Below are 14793 nucleotides of genomic sequence, written 5' to 3'. Positions count from 1 at the left end.
CTGTTCGGGGAAAATATGGACTTTTTTAGTACACAGAACATCCTGGTGCACATACCCATCGGTGCCGGAGGATACGACTTATCATGGATTGAAGCGGTCGGTACGGTTGCCGGGCTGCTGTGTATCTGGCTGGCGAGTCTGGAAAAGATCAGCAACTATGCTTTCGGGCTGATCAACGTCACACTGTTTGCCATTATTTTCTTCCAGATTCAGCTGTATGCCAGCCTGCTGCTGCAGGTGTTTTTCTTCGCGGCCAACGTGTACGGCTGGTATGCCTGGTCCCGTCAGACCAGCAGTCATGAAGCGGAGCTGCAGATTCGCTGGCTGCCTCTGCCTAAGGCGCTGGGCTGGCTGACGGCCTGCGTCGTGGCCATTGGCTTGATGACGGTGTTCATTAACCCGGTGTTCGCGTTCCTGACGCGGATTGCGGTCACGCTGATGCAGGGGCTTGGGCTGCAGGTCACGATGCCGGAACTACAGCCGGATGCCTTCCCGTTCTGGGACTCCTGCATGATGGTGCTGTCGATTGCGGCAATGATTTTAATGACCCGCAAATACGTCGAGAACTGGTTACTGTGGGTGATCATTAACGTCATCAGCGTGGTGATTTTTGCGCTTCAGGGCGTCTATGCCATGTCGCTGGAATACCTGCTGCTGACCTTCATTGCTCTCAACGGTAGTCGGATGTGGATGAACAGCGCGCGTGAGCGAGGTTCTCACGCGTTTTCCCGTTAGTGATGGTGGTGATGCTCATGCCCGGCATGCGTCATGTTGAGACGGCATTCCGGGCCACTGCAGGGCTGATACTCCATCTGCACGGTCACGTGTTCAATCGCATATTTGTGATGTAAAAATTCCTGAATGCGGTTAAGCAAGGCGTCGTGATCGTGCGGGGGGACCACCTGCACATGCAGCGTCATCACCGTTTTTTCGCCAACCAGCCATACGTGCACGTGATGGACGTCGCGGACTTCCGCAACGGAGCGGCGCAAATCCCGCTTGAGTCCCTCAACATCCAGCGAGCGCGGCGCCCCTTCCAGCAGTTCGTTCATACTCTCCTGCAACAGCCGCCAGGCGCTGCGCAACACCAGACACGACACCAGCACCGACAGGATCGGATCAATCGGCGTCCAACCGGTGGTGATAATCACGATGGCGGCGACGATCGCCCCGACCGATCCCAGCAGGTCGCCCAGGACGTGTAATGCGGCGGCACGCACGTTGAGATTTCGCTCCTCACTACCGCGATGGAGGATCCAGAATGCCAGGATATTCGCCAGCAGCCCGGCCACGGCGATCACCATCATGGCGGTGCCCGCCACCGGCTGCGGATGATTGAAACGCTGAATCGCTTCCCAGACGATCAGGATAGTGATTACGACCAGCGCAATGGCGTTAACGAAAGCCGCCAGGGTGGTCAGGCGCAGCCAGCCGAAGGTATGGCGGGTGTTAGGCGGGCGGCTGGCAAAGCGCACTGCCAGCAGCGCAAACAGCAGGGCGGCTGAGTCGGTCAGCATATGACCGGCATCGGCCAGCAGCGCCAGAGAACCAGAGACGACGCCGCCAATAGCTTCAATAATCATAAAGCCGGCGGTGACGATGAAAGCCTGAAGCAGACGTTTTTCGTTACCGTTATCCGTGGTCTGCGAAGAGGTATGAGCGTGGGCCATCGAAGCATCCTGTCATTATGTTATCAGTGAGTATCCGACCTGCTGACAGAGTAGCGGTAATTATGCATCGATTCCATCAGACCATATCATCGGTGATGTGCGCCGGGTTTTCATAACAGTCTGGCACGATAAAATAGTGAAAACAGAAGGCCCGGAAGCATGATTGTATGATGACGTAAAATAGGCGATATATAATATTTATTCACGCGTTGTTTGTAGTGTTTATTACTGATTATGCGCTTTGTTTTTCGCTAATTCTTACTGTTTGTATTGTTTTTTTCTATTTAATCAGTGAATTAATGTGCTGACTGTAAAATCCAGTTTACACTTTTCTGGCGGCGAGTTAGATTGAAAGCATTGCACTCAATTGATTAAGTATGGCAACGCTGGAAATAAAATGAATTATCAGAACGACGATTTACGTATTAAAGAGATCAACGAATTATTACCACCCGTTGCGCTCCTGGAAAAATTCCCCGCTACCGAAAATGCTGCTAACACCGTGGCACACGCACGTAAAGCGATCCATCAGATCCTGAAAGGCAATGACGATCGTTTGTTGGTGGTGATTGGCCCATGTTCTATTCACGATCCTGCCGCGGCGAAAGAGTATGCGGAACGTCTGCTGGCGCTTCGGGAAGAGCTGAAAGGCGAACTGGAAGTCGTGATGCGCGTCTACTTTGAAAAGCCGCGTACCACGGTGGGCTGGAAAGGGCTGATTAACGATCCGCATATGGATAACAGCTTCCGCATCAACGACGGCCTGCGCATTGCCCGTAAGCTGCTGCTGGAGATTAACGACAGCGGCCTGCCTGCTGCGGGTGAGTTCCTTGATATGATCACCCCGCAGTACGTTGCCGACCTGATGAGCTGGGGCGCCATCGGCGCGCGTACCACCGAATCTCAGGTGCATCGTGAACTCTCTTCAGGCCTCTCCTGCCCGGTTGGTTTTAAAAACGGCACGGACGGCACCATTAAGGTCGCTATCGACGCCATTAACGCCGCCGGTGCGCCGCACTGCTTCCTGTCGGTGACCAAATGGGGTCACTCGGCGATTGTGAACACCAGTGGGAACAGCGATTGCCATATCATCCTGCGCGGCGGTAAAGAGCCGAACTACAGCGCGAAGCATGTGGCTGAAGTGAAAGTCGGGCTGGCAAAAGCCGGCCTGCCATCGCAGATCATGATCGATTTCAGCCATGCCAACTCCAGCAAGCAGTTTAAAAAGCAGATGGAAGTTGGTGCGGACGTTTGCCAGCAGATTGCCAACGGCGAACAGGCGATTATGGGCGTGATGATTGAAAGCCACCTGGTCGAAGGCAGCCAGAGCCTGGAAAGCGGTGAACCGCTGACCTACGGCAAGAGCGTTACCGATGCCTGTATTGGCTGGGAAGATACCGATATCATCCTGCGCCAGCTGGCGGAAGCGGTAAAAGCCCGTCGCGGTTAATACGGCTTACCATCGCCCGGCGGCAATGACGGCGGGCAAATAAAAAGGCGTGGACGAATCCACGCTTTTTTTATGGGGGTCAGCGACGATTACTTCGCTTTACCCTGGTTTGCTACTGCTGCAGCTTTAGCGGCGATTTCATCCGCGTTGCCCAGATAGTAGTGTTTGATCGGCTTGAAGTTTTCATCGAACTCATAAACCAGCGGTACGCCGGTCGGGATGTTCAGTTCGAGGATTTCGTCTTCGCCCATGTTGTCCAGGTATTTCACCAGGGCACGCAGGGAGTTACCGTGAGCGGCGATAATCACGCGCTCACCGCTTTTCAGACGCGGCAGAATGGTTTCGTTCCAGTAAGGCACGACGCGCTCGATGGTCAGCGCCAGGCTTTCGGTAACCGGCAGCTCTTTATCGGTCAGTTTTGCATAACGCGGATCGTGGCCCGGGTAGCGCTCGTCGTCTTTGGTCAGCTCCGGCGGAGTAATGGCAAAGCCACGGCGCCACTGTTTAACCTGCTCATCACCGTATTTTTCCGCGGTTTCAGCTTTGTTCAGGCCCTGTAATGCACCGTAGTGACGCTCGTTCAGTTTCCAGGACTTCTCAACCGGCAGCCAGGCCTGATCCAGTTCATCCAGCACGTTCCACAGGGTGTGGATGGCACGTTTCAGCACAGAGGTGTAAGCAAAATCGAAGCTGAAGCCTTCATCTTTCAGCAGTTTACCAGCGGCTTTTGCTTCACCAACGCCTTTCTCAGACAGATCAACATCGTACCAACCGGTGAAACGGTTTTCGTTGTTCCATTGGCTTTCGCCGTGACGAACCAGTACCAGCTTAGTTACAGCCATACACTTACTCCTCAAGCTTTGTTTGAATGATAACAATTCTCATTATATTGCCGTGATTTGCGTCTCGGCAATGCTTATCCCTAACCATAGCGAAAATAGTGGCTCAGTGTAAGATCCATGTAAATCGACGGTTATGTTTTTGTCTGTAAGTGGCGTATTTTTCAACGAAAGGGCGAAAAAAAAGCCCTCCAACAGGAGGGCGGGGGATTATCCGGCGATAAACTGATATTCCGTCAGGCTGACGTACTCCTCGCCCGGGCGTAATACGCAGTCGGGTTGCGGCCATTCCGGATGATTGGGGGAGTCCGGCAGGAATTCACTTTCCAGCGCCAGGCCTTGCCAGTCAACGTACGGTTGCTCCGTTCGTGACGGGGTGCCGCCCAGGTAGTTGCCGGAATAAAACTGCAGCGCCGGGGCGGAGGTATACACCGTCATCTGTAGCTTTTTATCCTGTGACCAGACATGGGCCGCTGCGTTGCGGGCATCGCCTTTCGCCTGCAGCAGGAAGGCGTGATCGTAGCCCTTCACCTTGCGCTGATCTTCATCACGCAGGAAATCGTCCGCCACCGTTTTCGGCGTGCGGAAATCAAAGCTGGTCAGGGTCACATTCTGCAGTGGTCCGCCCGGAATGCCGTCGCTCTCAACCGGCAGATAGCTGTCGGCAAAAATTTGCAGCTGGTGGTTGCGAACGTCCGTTTGCCCGCCGTCGAGGTTGAAGTAAACATGGTTGGTCAGGTTGACCGGGCAGGGCCGGTCAACCGTGGCACGATACTCGATGGCAATGCGGTTATCTTCTGTAAGACGATAGTGCGCCGTCGCCGTCAGGTTGCCCGGGAATCCCTGGTCGCCGTCATCGGACGTTATGGCAAACAGCACCTGATGCTCATCGGCGCTGACGATTTGCCAGCGACGTTTGTCAAAGCCGTCAGGCCCGCCGTGCAGCTGATGACCGGCCTCGTTAGAGGGGATCAGATTGACGGTCTGCCCATCGAGGCTAAAGCGGCTGTTGGCGATACGGTTGGCATAGCGGCCCACGGAGGCACCAAGATAGGCCGCCTGGCGGGTGTAATCTTGCGGCGACGCGCACCCAAGCAGCGCTTCACGGACTTCACCATCGGCCAACGGCACCTGGGCGGAGAGCAACGTAGCGCCCCAGTCCATTAGGGTAACGACCATCCCGCCGGTATTACGCAGGACGATCAGATTCCACGGCTGCCCGTCGGGCGCCCGTTCTGTTGTCTGGTTTAGCACTGGCCGGCCCCCTGGGATGGTTTGCACACATAGAAGGTCTCTTTAATACCGGTTTTGGCTTCATACTGCTGCGCTACGGCCTGCTGAACGGTGGCCACCAGATCTTCCGGCACCAGCGCCACGATGCAACCGCCGAAACCGCCGCCGGTCATGCGTACGCCACCTTTATCACCGATGGTGGCTTTGACGATGTCAACCAGGGTGTCAATTTGCGGCACGGTGATTTCAAAATCATCGCGCATTGAGGCATGCGATTCGGCCATCAGCTCGCCTATGCGTTTCAGATCGCCTTTTTCCAGCGCGGTAGCGGCTTCGAGCGTCCGGGCGTTTTCGGTCAGTACGTGGCGGACGCGTTTCGCCACCACCGGGTCCAGTTCACTGGCGACGGCATTGAATTCGGCAAGGGTGACGTCACGCAGTGCCGGCTGCTGGAAGAAACGCGCGCCGGTTTCACACTGTTCGCGGCGCGTGTTGTATTCGCTACCCACCAGAGTACGTTTAAAATTACTGTTGATGATCACTACCGCGACGCCTTTCGGCATGGAGACGGCTTTGGTGCCTAACGTACGGCAGTCGAGCAGCAGGGCGTGATCTTTTTTACCCAATGCGGAGATCAACTGATCCATGATGCCGCAGTTACAGCCCACGAACTGGTTCTCTGCTTCCTGGCCGTTGAGGGCGATTTGCGCGCCGTCCAGCGGCAGATGGTACAGCTGCTGGAACACGGTCCCGACCGCCACTTCCAGCGACGCAGAGGAGCTTAAGCCCGCCCCTTGTGGGACGTTGCCGCTGATGACCAGATCCGCACCATTGAACTGGTTGTTACGCTGTTGCAGATGTTTCACGACGCCGCGGACATAGTTTGACCACTGCTGGTTGTCGTGGCTGACGATCGGCTTATCCAGGGAAAATTCGTCGGTCTGATTATCGTAATCGGCCGCAATCACCCGCACGATACGGTCCGTACGCGGCGCACAGCTGATCACCGTCTGGTAATCAATGGCGCAGGGCAGCACGAAGCCGTCGTTGTAGTCGGTGTGCTCGCCGATCAGGTTAACGCGACCCGGCGCCTGAATCACGTGGGTGGCAGGGTAGCCGAATTTTTCAGCAAACAGGGCTTGGGTGGTTTCTTTCAGACTCATTGTTATTCTCCGGATTCGCGAAAATGGACGTCGCTGACTGCCCGCAGGCTCCCGGCGGCTTGTTCTGCCGTCAGGTCACGCTGGGTTTCGGCCAGCATTTCGTAGCCGACCATAAATTTGCGCACCGTCGCAGAGCGCAACAGCGGCGGATAAAAGTGAGCGTGCAGCTGCCAGTGATGGTTGTCTTCGCCAGTAAACGGTGCGCCGTGCCAGCCCATGGAGTAGGGGAATGAACACTGGAACAGGTTATCGTAGCGGCTGGTCAGCTTTTTCAACGCCAGCGCAAGATCGCTGCGCTGTGCTGGGGTTAAATCGGTCAGACGCAACACATGCGCTTTCGGCAGCAGCAGCGTCTCGAATGGCCATGCGGCCCAGTAAGGCACTACCGCCAGCCAGTGTTCAGTTTCCACCACCGTGCGGCTGCCGTCGGCTAATTCACGCTGCACGTAATCCACCAGCATCGGCGAACCCTGTTCAGCGAAGTAGGCTTTTTGCAGACGATCTTCGCGTTCGGCTTCATTTGGCAGGAAGCTGTTCGCCCAGACCTGGCCGTGCGGGTGCGGGTTGGAGCAGCCCATCGCCGCCCCTTTATTTTCAAACACCTGCACCCACGGGTAGCGTTGACCCAGTTCGGCGGTCTGTTCTTGCCACGTTTTAACCACGCCTTCCAGCGCTTCTACGCTCAGCTCAGGCAGCGTTTTGCTGTGATCTGGCGAGAAGCAGATGACCCGACTGGTGCCACGGGCACTCTGACAACGCATCAGCGGATCGTCGCTTTCAGGTGCATCGGGGGTATCGGTCATCAATGCCGCAAAGTCATTGGTAAACACGTAGGTACCGGCGTAATTCGGGTTGGTGTCGCCAGTGACGCGGGTATTCCCCGGGCACAGGAAACAATCCGGATCGTGCGCCGGCAAGGTCAGCCTGGCCGGCGTTTCCTGCGCCCCTTGCCAGGGGCGCTTGGCGCGATGCGGTGATACCAGAATCCACTGCCCGGTTAACGGGTTATAACGACGATGCGGATGGTCGACGGGGTTAAATACGCTCATGACGGTTCCTTAGTCTGGGTAACCCTGAGGATGACGGGACTGCCAGTGCCAGGTGTCCTGCGCCATCTCGTCAAGGTTGCGCGTAACGCGCCAGTTAAGCTCGCGGTCGGCCTTTTCGGCATCCGCCCAGTAGGCCGGGAGGTCGCCATCGCGGCGCGGCGCGAAGTGGTAATTAACAGATTTGCCGCAGGCTTTGCTGAAGGCATTGATGACGTCCAGGACGCTGCTGCCGACGCCTGCGCCGAGGTTATAAATGTGTACGCCTGCACGATCCGCCAGTTTTTCCATGGCGGCAACGTGACCATCAGCCAGGTCCATGACGTGGATATAGTCACGCACGCCGGTACCATCTGGGGTCGGATAATCATTGCCGAAGACCGCCAGCGAGTCGCGACGACCGACCGCCACCTGGGCGATATACGGCATCAGGTTGTTCGGGATACCCTGCGGGTCTTCGCCCATGTCGCCTGACGGATGCGCGCCAACCGGGTTGAAATAACGCAGCAGCGCAATGCTCCACTCCGGCTGGGCTTTTTGCAGGTCGGTCAGGATTTGCTCGACCATCAGTTTGCTTTTGCCGTACGGGCTTTGCGGCGTACCGGTCGGGAAACTTTCGACATAAGGGATCTTTGGCTGATCACCGTAGACGGTGGCGGAGGAGCTGAAGATGAAGTTCTTCACGCCAGCGGCGCGCATGGCGGAAACTAATTTGAGTGTACCGGTGACGTTATTGTCGTAGTATTCCAGCGGCTTCGCGACGGATTCGCCGACGGCTTTCAGTCCCGCGAAGTGGATAACCGCTTCAATCGCGTGATCGTGAAGAATTTCGGTCATCAGCGCTTCATTACGAATATCGCCTTCGACAAAGGTGGCCGTTTTCCCGCCAAGACGTTCAATGATCGGCAGGACGCTGCGCTTGCTGTTGCAGAGATTGTCGAGAATAACCACATCGTGTCCCTGCAGTAGCAGCTGAACGCAGGTATGACTTCCAATGTAACCGCTACCACCTGTAACCAGTACTTTCATGATTCGCTCCAATAGGCTTATCGTGTGTGATGAAGATAGCATATCAAAGAAGTCAAAAGTGTGACACAGGCCAAATTGGTGGAATCGTTTACACTAAAATACATAATGCAAATATTTAAATTTTTTTGTTTAAAAACAGTATGATGTGGTGGTTTTTAGATGTTTTTCTGAAAATAGACCGGGGCCTGCAGACCCCGGTATTGCCTTAATCGGTGAGTGGACCGACCTCGTAAGTGTAACCGTCTCCACTACGGATAAACGCCAGACGGTGGGTAATGCAGTCCGGCGCATCTTCGGCATGGTGGGAGACAAACAGCAGCTGGGTAGCGCCTTCGCTAATCAGCACATCAACAAAACGACGCACCAGCTGGCGGTTGAGCGGATCCAGCCCCTGCAGCGGCTCGTCAAGAATCAACACCGTTGGGTGTTTTACCAGCGCCCGGACGATCAGCGCCAGCCGTTGCTGCCCCCAGGAAAGGCTATGGAACGGCGCATCGGCAGTGCGCCTATCGATACCCAGAATATCCAGCCAGTTCTGCACCAGCTTGTGCTGCTTATCTGAAACCGCCTGGTAAATGCCAATAGAGTCAAAATAACCCGACAGAATCACATTACGCACCGTTGTACTGACACGGTACTCAAGATGCAGGCTGCTGCTGACATAGCCAATATGCTTTTTAATATCCCAGATGGTTTCACCGCTGCCGCGGCGGCGGCCAAACAGAGAGAGATCGTTGCTGTAGCCCTGCGGGTGATCGCCGGTGACCAGGCTCAGCAGGGTCGATTTGCCGGCGCCGTTAGGGCCGACGATCTGCCAGTGTTCGCCGGGGTTAACCGTCCAGCTCAAATGGTCGATGATCGGCCGATCGTTATACGACACCACGCCATCTTTCAGCACGATAAGCGGCGCGTCGGCATCCAGGGCGTGACGGGCGGCCGGGGCATCCGGCTCAGGCAGGGTCATGCCATCCAGTTTTTCACTGTGCGCCAACTGGGCAATCAGCGCCTGTTGCAGCAGGCGCTGCTTTTCGCCGGTTTCGGTCAGGGTGCAGTCCGCCAGCACGCCGGCAAACTGAATAAACGACGGAATTTCATCGAAGCGATTGAGCACCAGCACCAGGGTGATCCCTTCGCCGTTCAGCGTCTCCAGTAGCCCGGCAAGCTGCTGGCGGGAGCCAACGTCGAGGCCATCAAAGGGTTCATCGAGGATCAGCAGATCGGGCTGCGCCATCAGGGCCTGGCACAGCAGCGTTTTCCGTGTTTCCCCGGTGGAGAGGTATTTAAAGCGGCGCTGGAGCAGGCCGGAGATGCCAAACAGCTCGGCAAGGTGCGCGCAACGCCCGGCATCTTTAACCTCTTCCTGGATGATTTCCTGCGTCGTGCGGCCGGTGTCTTCTTCGCCAGGACTGAGCAAATCGGTATTGTTGCGCTGCCATTCGTCGCTGACCAGTTTCTGCAACTGCTCAAACGACAGGCGGGTAATGCGGGAGAAACGGCTTTCACGCTGGCCGGTGAGCAGGGTGAGCTCGCCGGAAAGCGCGCGGGCCAGCGCGGATTTCCCGCTGCCGTTGCTGCCGACGAAAGCCCAGCTTTCACCCGCGTTCACGCTGAGGTGTTCGATAGCGAGCGTCTTTGTATCGCTCAGGCGAAATATGCCTTGCGAAATTTGCAATGATGACATTGTGTATCCCATTTTTTGCAGCGAGTTGTCACAGGGATACGACGTCACGGGTCTGATGTCAATCCCGTCAGCACAACGTGGCGAGAATGATTCGATCGGCGTTAAAATATGCTATTGCCTCAGCACCTTCTTCCAGTTTTCGGGTCTGTTCCAGCGGTAAGGTCGCGCACAAACTCTGACCGTCCGGCAGCGCCATCAGGACTTCACACTGCTCCGGGCCGTATTCTATATGGCTGATTTTCCCGGCCAGCTGGTTATCGGCCTCCCTGGCAACCGCCGGATCCAACGTGATCCCCACCCAGGGCGCCTTCAGCAGTACCAGCACTTCCTGACCTTCATCCAGGCCAAGGCGCTCTGCGCTTTGCGCGGTAATCGCAACTTTAAAGCGGGTCTGGCGATCGGCAAGCAGTACTTCGACGTGCTGCTGCACCTGCTGGTGGTCGCGGCCGGTAATGGTGCCGAACCACTGATTACGAGCGCTGGTCTGCAGCGAGAAGCGTGAAATAGCGGCCAGCAGACTGTCGAGGGGCAGGGCGTCATCGTCGCTCAGCACGTCGAAGGCTTTCTGCTGAATCTGCGCCAGCAGGTCATACAGCTGAATCAGTCGTTGGCCGTAGCGTGTCAGCACCGCGCCGCCGCCGCCTTTGCCGCCGGTGGCTCTATCGACCAGCGTCTGTTCGCTGAGCTGATTCATCTCGTTGATGGCATCCCAGGCGCTTTTATAGCTGATGCCGGCGTTTTTGGCCCCCTGGCTGATAGAGCCGGTGATATCGATTTGTTTTAACAGAGCGATACGGCGAGGATCGGCGAACAGGCGCTGCTGTAACTTGAGGGTCAGAAGAATTTCGGCCTGCATAATGATATCCTGGCAAAAAAGAGTATTGTGACCGATAGTGGTCATCTTGCAAGGTGCATCTGTCATCGTTGTCGGCCAGCCACCGCACAAATGGGGCGTGTTTTTCCCGCTGAAGCGGTTACAATAAAGCATTCGTACTTTCTGGAGCCAACCATGTTAGAGCTATTGAAAAGTCTGGTTTTTGCCGTTGTGATGGTCCCGGTGGTGATGGCCATCATTCTGGGCCTGATTTACGGCCTTGGCGAAGTGTTCAACATCTTCTCCGGCGTCGGTCACAAAGATCGCGGCCAGCAAAATCATTGATTTCCCAACGCCCGGTTCTCCGGGCGTTTTTATTTTCCCTCTCTTTTCCTCCTGTCTTTGATCCTCCTCTACCTACTCCCAATTCGCGCTGGGAAAACCCCATTCTTGTCGCTATATTAGCTCCTACATAACGCACATAAAGGAGTTTCAGATGGCACGTCAATGGTTACGCTTGTTTGCCGGAGCAACGTTAACGCTCTCCGTTGCTGGTCATGCGCTGGCGGACGAAGGGAAAATTACGGTGTTTGCTGCTGCATCGTTAACGAACGCGATGCAGGATATTGCGAAGGCCTATAAGAAAGAGAAAAACGTCGATGTTGTCTCGTCGTTTGCCTCTTCATCGACGCTGGCACGGCAAATTGAAGCGGGCGCGCCTGCGGACCTGTTTATCTCTGCCGACCAAAAATGGATGGATTACGCGGTTGAGAAAAAAGCGATTGATACCGCCTCGCGTGAAACGCTGCTGGGCAACAGCCTGGTGGTAGTGGCCCCAAAAGCCAGCGCGCAGGGTGATATCACCATCAACAGCAGCACCGACTGGACCAGCCTGCTGAAAGGCGGCCGCCTGGCGGTTGGCGATCCGGAGCACGTCCCGGCAGGTATCTACGCCAAAGAAGCGCTGCAGAAACTGGGTGCCTGGGAGACGCTGTCCCCGAAACTGGCACCGGCTGAAGACGTACGCGGTGCGCTGGCGCTGGTGGAGCGTAACGAAGCTCCGTTGGGGATCGTTTACGGTTCCGACGCAGTGGCGAGCAAAGGGGTGAAAGTGGTCGGGACGTTCCCGGAAGATTCCCACAAGAAAGTTGAATATCCGCTGGCGATCGTCGACGGGCATAAAAACGCGACCGTTACCGGCTTTTATGACTACCTGAAAGGGCCACAAGCGGCTGCCATCTTTAAACAATACGGATTCACCACCCGCTAATGTTCTTAAGCGATCCCGAATGGCAGGCGGTACTGCTGAGCCTGAAAGTCTCATCCCTGGCGGTGGTATTAAGTCTGCCTTTTGGGATCTTTATCTCCTGGCTGCTGGTGCGGCGCAACTTTCCTGGAAAGGCGCTGCTCGACAGCATTATCCACCTGCCGCTGGTGCTGCCGCCGGTGGTGGTGGGGTACCTGTTGTTGATTGCCATGGGACGACGCGGTTTTATCGGCAGCTGGCTGTATGACTGGTTCGGTCTGACCTTTGCCTTTAGCTGGCGCGGGGCTGTGCTGGCGGCAGCGGTGATGTCGTTTCCGCTGATGGTGCGGGCCATTCGCCTGGCGCTGGAAGGGGTGGACGTTAAGCTGGAACAGGCGGCACGGACCCTCGGCGCTGGACGCTGGCGGGTCTTTTTCACCATTACGCTTCCGCTGACGCTGCCGGGCATTATTGTTGGCACCGTGCTGGCCTTTGCTCGTTCGCTAGGGGAATTTGGCGCCACCATTACTTTTGTCTCCAACATTCCCGGCGAGACGCGGACCATTCCTTCCGCGATGTACACCTTGATCCAAACGCCGGGCGGCGAAGGCGCCGCGGCGCGCCTGTGCCTGATCTCTATCGTCCTGGCGCTGATTTCGCTGCTGGTCTCTGAATGGCTGGCGCGGCTCAGTCGGGCGCGGACGGGGAAATAATTATGCTCGAACTCAATTTTACCCAGACGCTGGGGACGCACTGCCTGAGCATCAATGAAACGCTGCCCGCCAGCGGGATCACCGCTATTTTTGGCGTTTCCGGCGCGGGGAAAACCTCGCTGATAAACGCTATCAGTGGCCTGACCCGGCCACAGAAAGGACGGATCGTACTTAACGGCAGGGTGCTGAATGATGCCGATAAACGGATCTGCCTGGCACCGGAAAAACGACGCGTTGGCTATGTCTTCCAGGATGCGCGGCTGTTTCCGCACTACAAGGTGCGCGGCAATCTGAAGTACGGCATGGCGAAAAGCATGGCCGGTCAGTTTGATAAGCTGGTGGCGCTGCTCGGCATTGAAGCGCTACTGGATCGCCTGCCGGGCAGCCTGTCCGGTGGGGAAAAGCAGCGGGTGGCGATAGGCCGGGCGTTACTGACCGCCCCGGAACTGCTGCTGCTGGATGAGCCGCTGGCGTCGCTGGATATTCCGCGTAAGCGCGAACTGCTGCCTTATCTCCAGCGACTGGCCCGTGAAATTCATATCCCGATGCTGTACGTCAGCCACTCGCTCGATGAGATTCAGCATCTGGCGGATAACGTGCTGGTGCTGGAAGCCGGGAGCGTAAAAGCGTTTGGCGATCTGGAAACGGTGTGGAGCAGCAGCGTGATGCACCCCTGGCTGCCGGCGGATCAGCAGAGCACGATCCTCAACGTGGCGGTGGTCGCCCAGCATCCACACTATGCGATGACCGCGCTGGCTCTTGGCGAGCAGCGGATATGGGTGAACCACCTTGACCGGCCTCTCGGTGAAGCGACGCGTATTCGTATTCAGGCGTCAGATGTATCGCTGGTGCTGGCACAGCCGCAGCAGACCAGCATTCGCAATATTTTGCCGGCGCGGGTGGTGCAGTGCATCGATGCCCACGGGCAGATTGAAGTTCAGCTCGATATCAGCGGCCGCACGCTGTGGGCTCGCATCAGCCCATGGGCGAGAGATGACCTGGGCGTTACGCCAGGCCAATCTCTGTATGCGCAAATTAAAAGCGTGTCGATTGCCGCCTGATTACAGCAGGTGGCGGTTGATGTAGTCGGCAATACTGTTTTTTTCGTTGTCGCCAATGACCACATTGGCGCGCGTTTTTACCTCTTCGACCGCATTGCCCATCGCCACTCCGGTGCCGGCGGCTTCCAGCATGCTCAGGTCATTATAGTTGTCGCCAAAGGCCACGACGTCCTGCATCGACAGCCCCTGGGCGGTGACCCATTGCGCCAGGCGCTTGCCTTTGCTGTTGCCGGCGCGGGCGATATCCACCTGATCGTGCCACGACCATTCGCACTCCAGACCGAGGGTTTTACCGACATCCAGGGAGAACTGCTGCAGTTTCGGGATATCTTCGTCGGTCAGGGCAAACTTCCATACCGCCTGCACGTCGCGTGCGGCCTGGGCCAGGGAATCAACCTGCGTGAAGACCGGGCGCTGATCGACCGGCAGAGACTGCGCCCAGTTGGTGGTGCGAATCACATGTCCGGTCGGGCGTTCATACAGCATGGCGTCGTCAACGTACATCAGGCCATGGATATCGTGGGTCGCCAGCATTTCGGTCAGGCTCAGGGCTTTGTCCACCGGCATCGGATCGGACTGCAAAACCTTTTTTGCATGATAATCATACAAATAAGTGCCATTACAACAAATTGCAGGTGTATCCAGAGCCAGTGCCTGATAAAAAGGATGAATCGCAACGTGATGTCGGCCTGTGACGACGATCACCTGGTACCCCGCGGCTCGGGCGCGCGCCAGCGCTTCCAGTGAGGCGGGCAGGATAGTTTTGTGAGAGGTGAGTAGGGTGCCGTCTAAATCCAGTGCAATCACGCGTGAAGTCATGTGTGGTTTCCGGTTAATGGTGACAAGTA

General features: G+C 56.5%; 15 protein-coding genes. 6 read left to right on the top strand and 9 right to left on the bottom strand.

Annotated features, from left to right (window positions below; all coding sequences use genetic code 11):
- Positions 1–15 precede the first annotated feature (15 nt).
- Entirely contained in the window at positions 16–735 is a 720-nt protein-coding gene (pnuC, locus tag ACMYSP_RS05280; protein WP_434585875.1) for a nicotinamide riboside transporter PnuC, read from the top strand.
- On the opposite strand, the gene zitB is transcribed toward pnuC, so the two are convergent.
- A complete protein-coding gene (zitB, locus tag ACMYSP_RS05275; protein ID WP_434585874.1) occupies positions 732–1670 on the bottom strand; it encodes a CDF family zinc transporter ZitB in 939 nt (312 codons plus the stop codon). The genes pnuC and zitB overlap by 4 nt on opposite strands.
- Positions 1671–2067: 397 nt before the next feature.
- Here zitB and aroG point away from each other — a divergent pair, with 397 nt between their 5' ends.
- Entirely contained in the window at positions 2068–3120 is a 1053-nt protein-coding gene (gene aroG, locus ACMYSP_RS05270; RefSeq protein ID WP_434585873.1) for a 3-deoxy-7-phosphoheptulonate synthase AroG, read from the top strand.
- A gap of 89 nt (positions 3121–3209) precedes the next feature.
- Here aroG and gpmA read toward each other — a convergent pair whose 3' ends face one another.
- From gpmA to modE, 7 genes are all read right to left on the bottom strand, one after another.
- A complete protein-coding gene (gene gpmA / locus ACMYSP_RS05265) occupies positions 3210–3962 on the bottom strand; it encodes a 2,3-diphosphoglycerate-dependent phosphoglycerate mutase (RefSeq protein WP_004859709.1) in 753 nt (250 codons plus the stop codon).
- 207 nt (positions 3963–4169) lie between these two features.
- Positions 4170–5213 carry a galactose-1-epimerase gene (gene galM / locus ACMYSP_RS05260; RefSeq protein ID WP_434585872.1) on the bottom strand — a complete coding sequence of 348 codons (1044 nt, stop codon included), beginning with the start codon at positions 5211–5213 and terminating at the stop codon, positions 4170–4172.
- Positions 5207–6355 (bottom strand): galactokinase, encoded by a 1149-nt coding sequence (galK, locus tag ACMYSP_RS05255; RefSeq protein ID WP_434585871.1) that lies wholly within the window; start codon positions 6353–6355, stop codon positions 5207–5209. Before galK ends, galM begins: the two co-directional genes overlap by 7 nt.
- 2 nt (positions 6356–6357) lie before the next feature.
- Entirely contained in the window at positions 6358–7404 is a 1047-nt protein-coding gene (gene galT / locus ACMYSP_RS05250) for a galactose-1-phosphate uridylyltransferase (protein WP_434585870.1), read from the bottom strand.
- A 9-nt stretch (positions 7405–7413) separates the two neighbouring features.
- A complete protein-coding gene (gene galE, locus ACMYSP_RS05245; protein ID WP_434585869.1) occupies positions 7414–8430 on the bottom strand; it encodes a UDP-glucose 4-epimerase GalE in 1017 nt (338 codons plus the stop codon).
- 205 nt (positions 8431–8635) lie between these two features.
- Positions 8636–10111 (bottom strand): molybdate ABC transporter ATP-binding protein ModF, encoded by a 1476-nt coding sequence (gene modF, locus ACMYSP_RS05240; RefSeq protein ID WP_434585868.1) that lies wholly within the window; start codon positions 10109–10111, stop codon positions 8636–8638.
- Between the two features lie 67 nt (positions 10112–10178).
- Positions 10179–10967, bottom strand: a complete 789-nt coding sequence (modE, locus tag ACMYSP_RS05235; RefSeq protein ID WP_434585867.1) for a molybdenum-dependent transcriptional regulator — start codon at positions 10965–10967, stop codon at positions 10179–10181.
- A gap of 153 nt (positions 10968–11120) precedes the next feature.
- Between modE and ACMYSP_RS05230 the strand changes: the two genes are divergently transcribed.
- The 4 genes from ACMYSP_RS05230 (at position 11121) to modC (ending at position 13945) form a co-directional block, all read left to right on the top strand.
- On the top strand, positions 11121–11270 hold the full coding sequence (locus ACMYSP_RS05230; RefSeq protein WP_123756019.1) for an AcrZ family multidrug efflux pump-associated protein: 150 nt from the start codon (positions 11121–11123) through the stop codon (positions 11268–11270).
- A gap of 151 nt (positions 11271–11421) precedes the next feature.
- A complete protein-coding gene (gene modA, locus ACMYSP_RS05225; RefSeq protein WP_434585866.1) occupies positions 11422–12195 on the top strand; it encodes a molybdate ABC transporter substrate-binding protein in 774 nt (257 codons plus the stop codon).
- Entirely contained in the window at positions 12195–12884 is a 690-nt protein-coding gene (modB, locus tag ACMYSP_RS05220) for a molybdate ABC transporter permease subunit (RefSeq protein ID WP_123756021.1), read from the top strand. The genes modA and modB overlap by 1 nt, the downstream gene beginning before the upstream one ends.
- Before the next feature lie 2 nt (positions 12885–12886).
- The gene (modC, locus tag ACMYSP_RS05215; protein WP_434585865.1) at positions 12887–13945 is read left to right on the top strand and encodes a molybdenum ABC transporter ATP-binding protein ModC; all 1059 of its coding nucleotides are present in this window, start codon (positions 12887–12889) and stop codon (positions 13943–13945) included.
- Here the strand turns inward: modC and ACMYSP_RS05210 are convergent, their stop codons facing one another.
- On the bottom strand, positions 13946–14764 hold the full coding sequence (locus ACMYSP_RS05210; RefSeq protein ID WP_434585864.1) for a pyridoxal phosphatase: 819 nt from the start codon (positions 14762–14764) through the stop codon (positions 13946–13948).
- Between the last annotated feature and the right edge of the window lie 29 nt (positions 14765–14793).

This window comes from Klebsiella sp. R390 (genome assembly GCF_051131745.1).
Classification (GTDB): Bacteria; Pseudomonadota; Gammaproteobacteria; order Enterobacterales; family Enterobacteriaceae; genus Klebsiella.
This window is presented reverse-complemented; position numbering and strand designations above follow the sequence as displayed.

Excerpts from the sequence above, each read along its gene's own strand:
- galE (WP_434585869.1), bottom strand. The coding sequence starts at position 8,430 with ATGAAAGTACTGGTTACAGGTGGTAGCGGTTACATTGGAAGTCATACC.
- modA (WP_434585866.1), top strand. The coding sequence starts at position 11,422 with ATGGCACGTCAATGGTTACGCTTGTTTGCCGGAGCAACGTTAACGCTC.
- galK (WP_434585871.1), bottom strand. The coding sequence starts at position 6,355 with ATGAGTCTGAAAGAAACCACCCAAGCCCTGTTTGCTGAAAAATTCGGC.
- ACMYSP_RS05210 (WP_434585864.1), bottom strand. The coding sequence starts at position 14,764 with ATGACTTCACGCGTGATTGCACTGGATTTAGACGGCACCCTACTCACC.
- galT (WP_434585870.1), bottom strand. The coding sequence starts at position 7,404 with ATGAGCGTATTTAACCCCGTCGACCATCCGCATCGTCGTTATAACCCG.
- modC (WP_434585865.1), top strand. The coding sequence starts at position 12,887 with ATGCTCGAACTCAATTTTACCCAGACGCTGGGGACGCACTGCCTGAGC.
- pnuC (WP_434585875.1), top strand. The coding sequence starts at position 16 with ATGGACTTTTTTAGTACACAGAACATCCTGGTGCACATACCCATCGGT.
- zitB (WP_434585874.1), bottom strand. The coding sequence starts at position 1,670 with ATGGCCCACGCTCATACCTCTTCGCAGACCACGGATAACGGTAACGAA.
- gpmA (WP_004859709.1), bottom strand. The coding sequence starts at position 3,962 with ATGGCTGTAACTAAGCTGGTACTGGTTCGTCACGGCGAAAGCCAATGG.
- modF (WP_434585868.1), bottom strand. The coding sequence starts at position 10,111 with ATGTCATCATTGCAAATTTCGCAAGGCATATTTCGCCTGAGCGATACA.
- modE (WP_434585867.1), bottom strand. The coding sequence starts at position 10,967 with ATGCAGGCCGAAATTCTTCTGACCCTCAAGTTACAGCAGCGCCTGTTC.
- ACMYSP_RS05230 (WP_123756019.1), top strand. The coding sequence starts at position 11,121 with ATGTTAGAGCTATTGAAAAGTCTGGTTTTTGCCGTTGTGATGGTCCCG.
- modB (WP_123756021.1), top strand. The coding sequence starts at position 12,195 with ATGTTCTTAAGCGATCCCGAATGGCAGGCGGTACTGCTGAGCCTGAAA.
- aroG (WP_434585873.1), top strand. The coding sequence starts at position 2,068 with ATGAATTATCAGAACGACGATTTACGTATTAAAGAGATCAACGAATTA.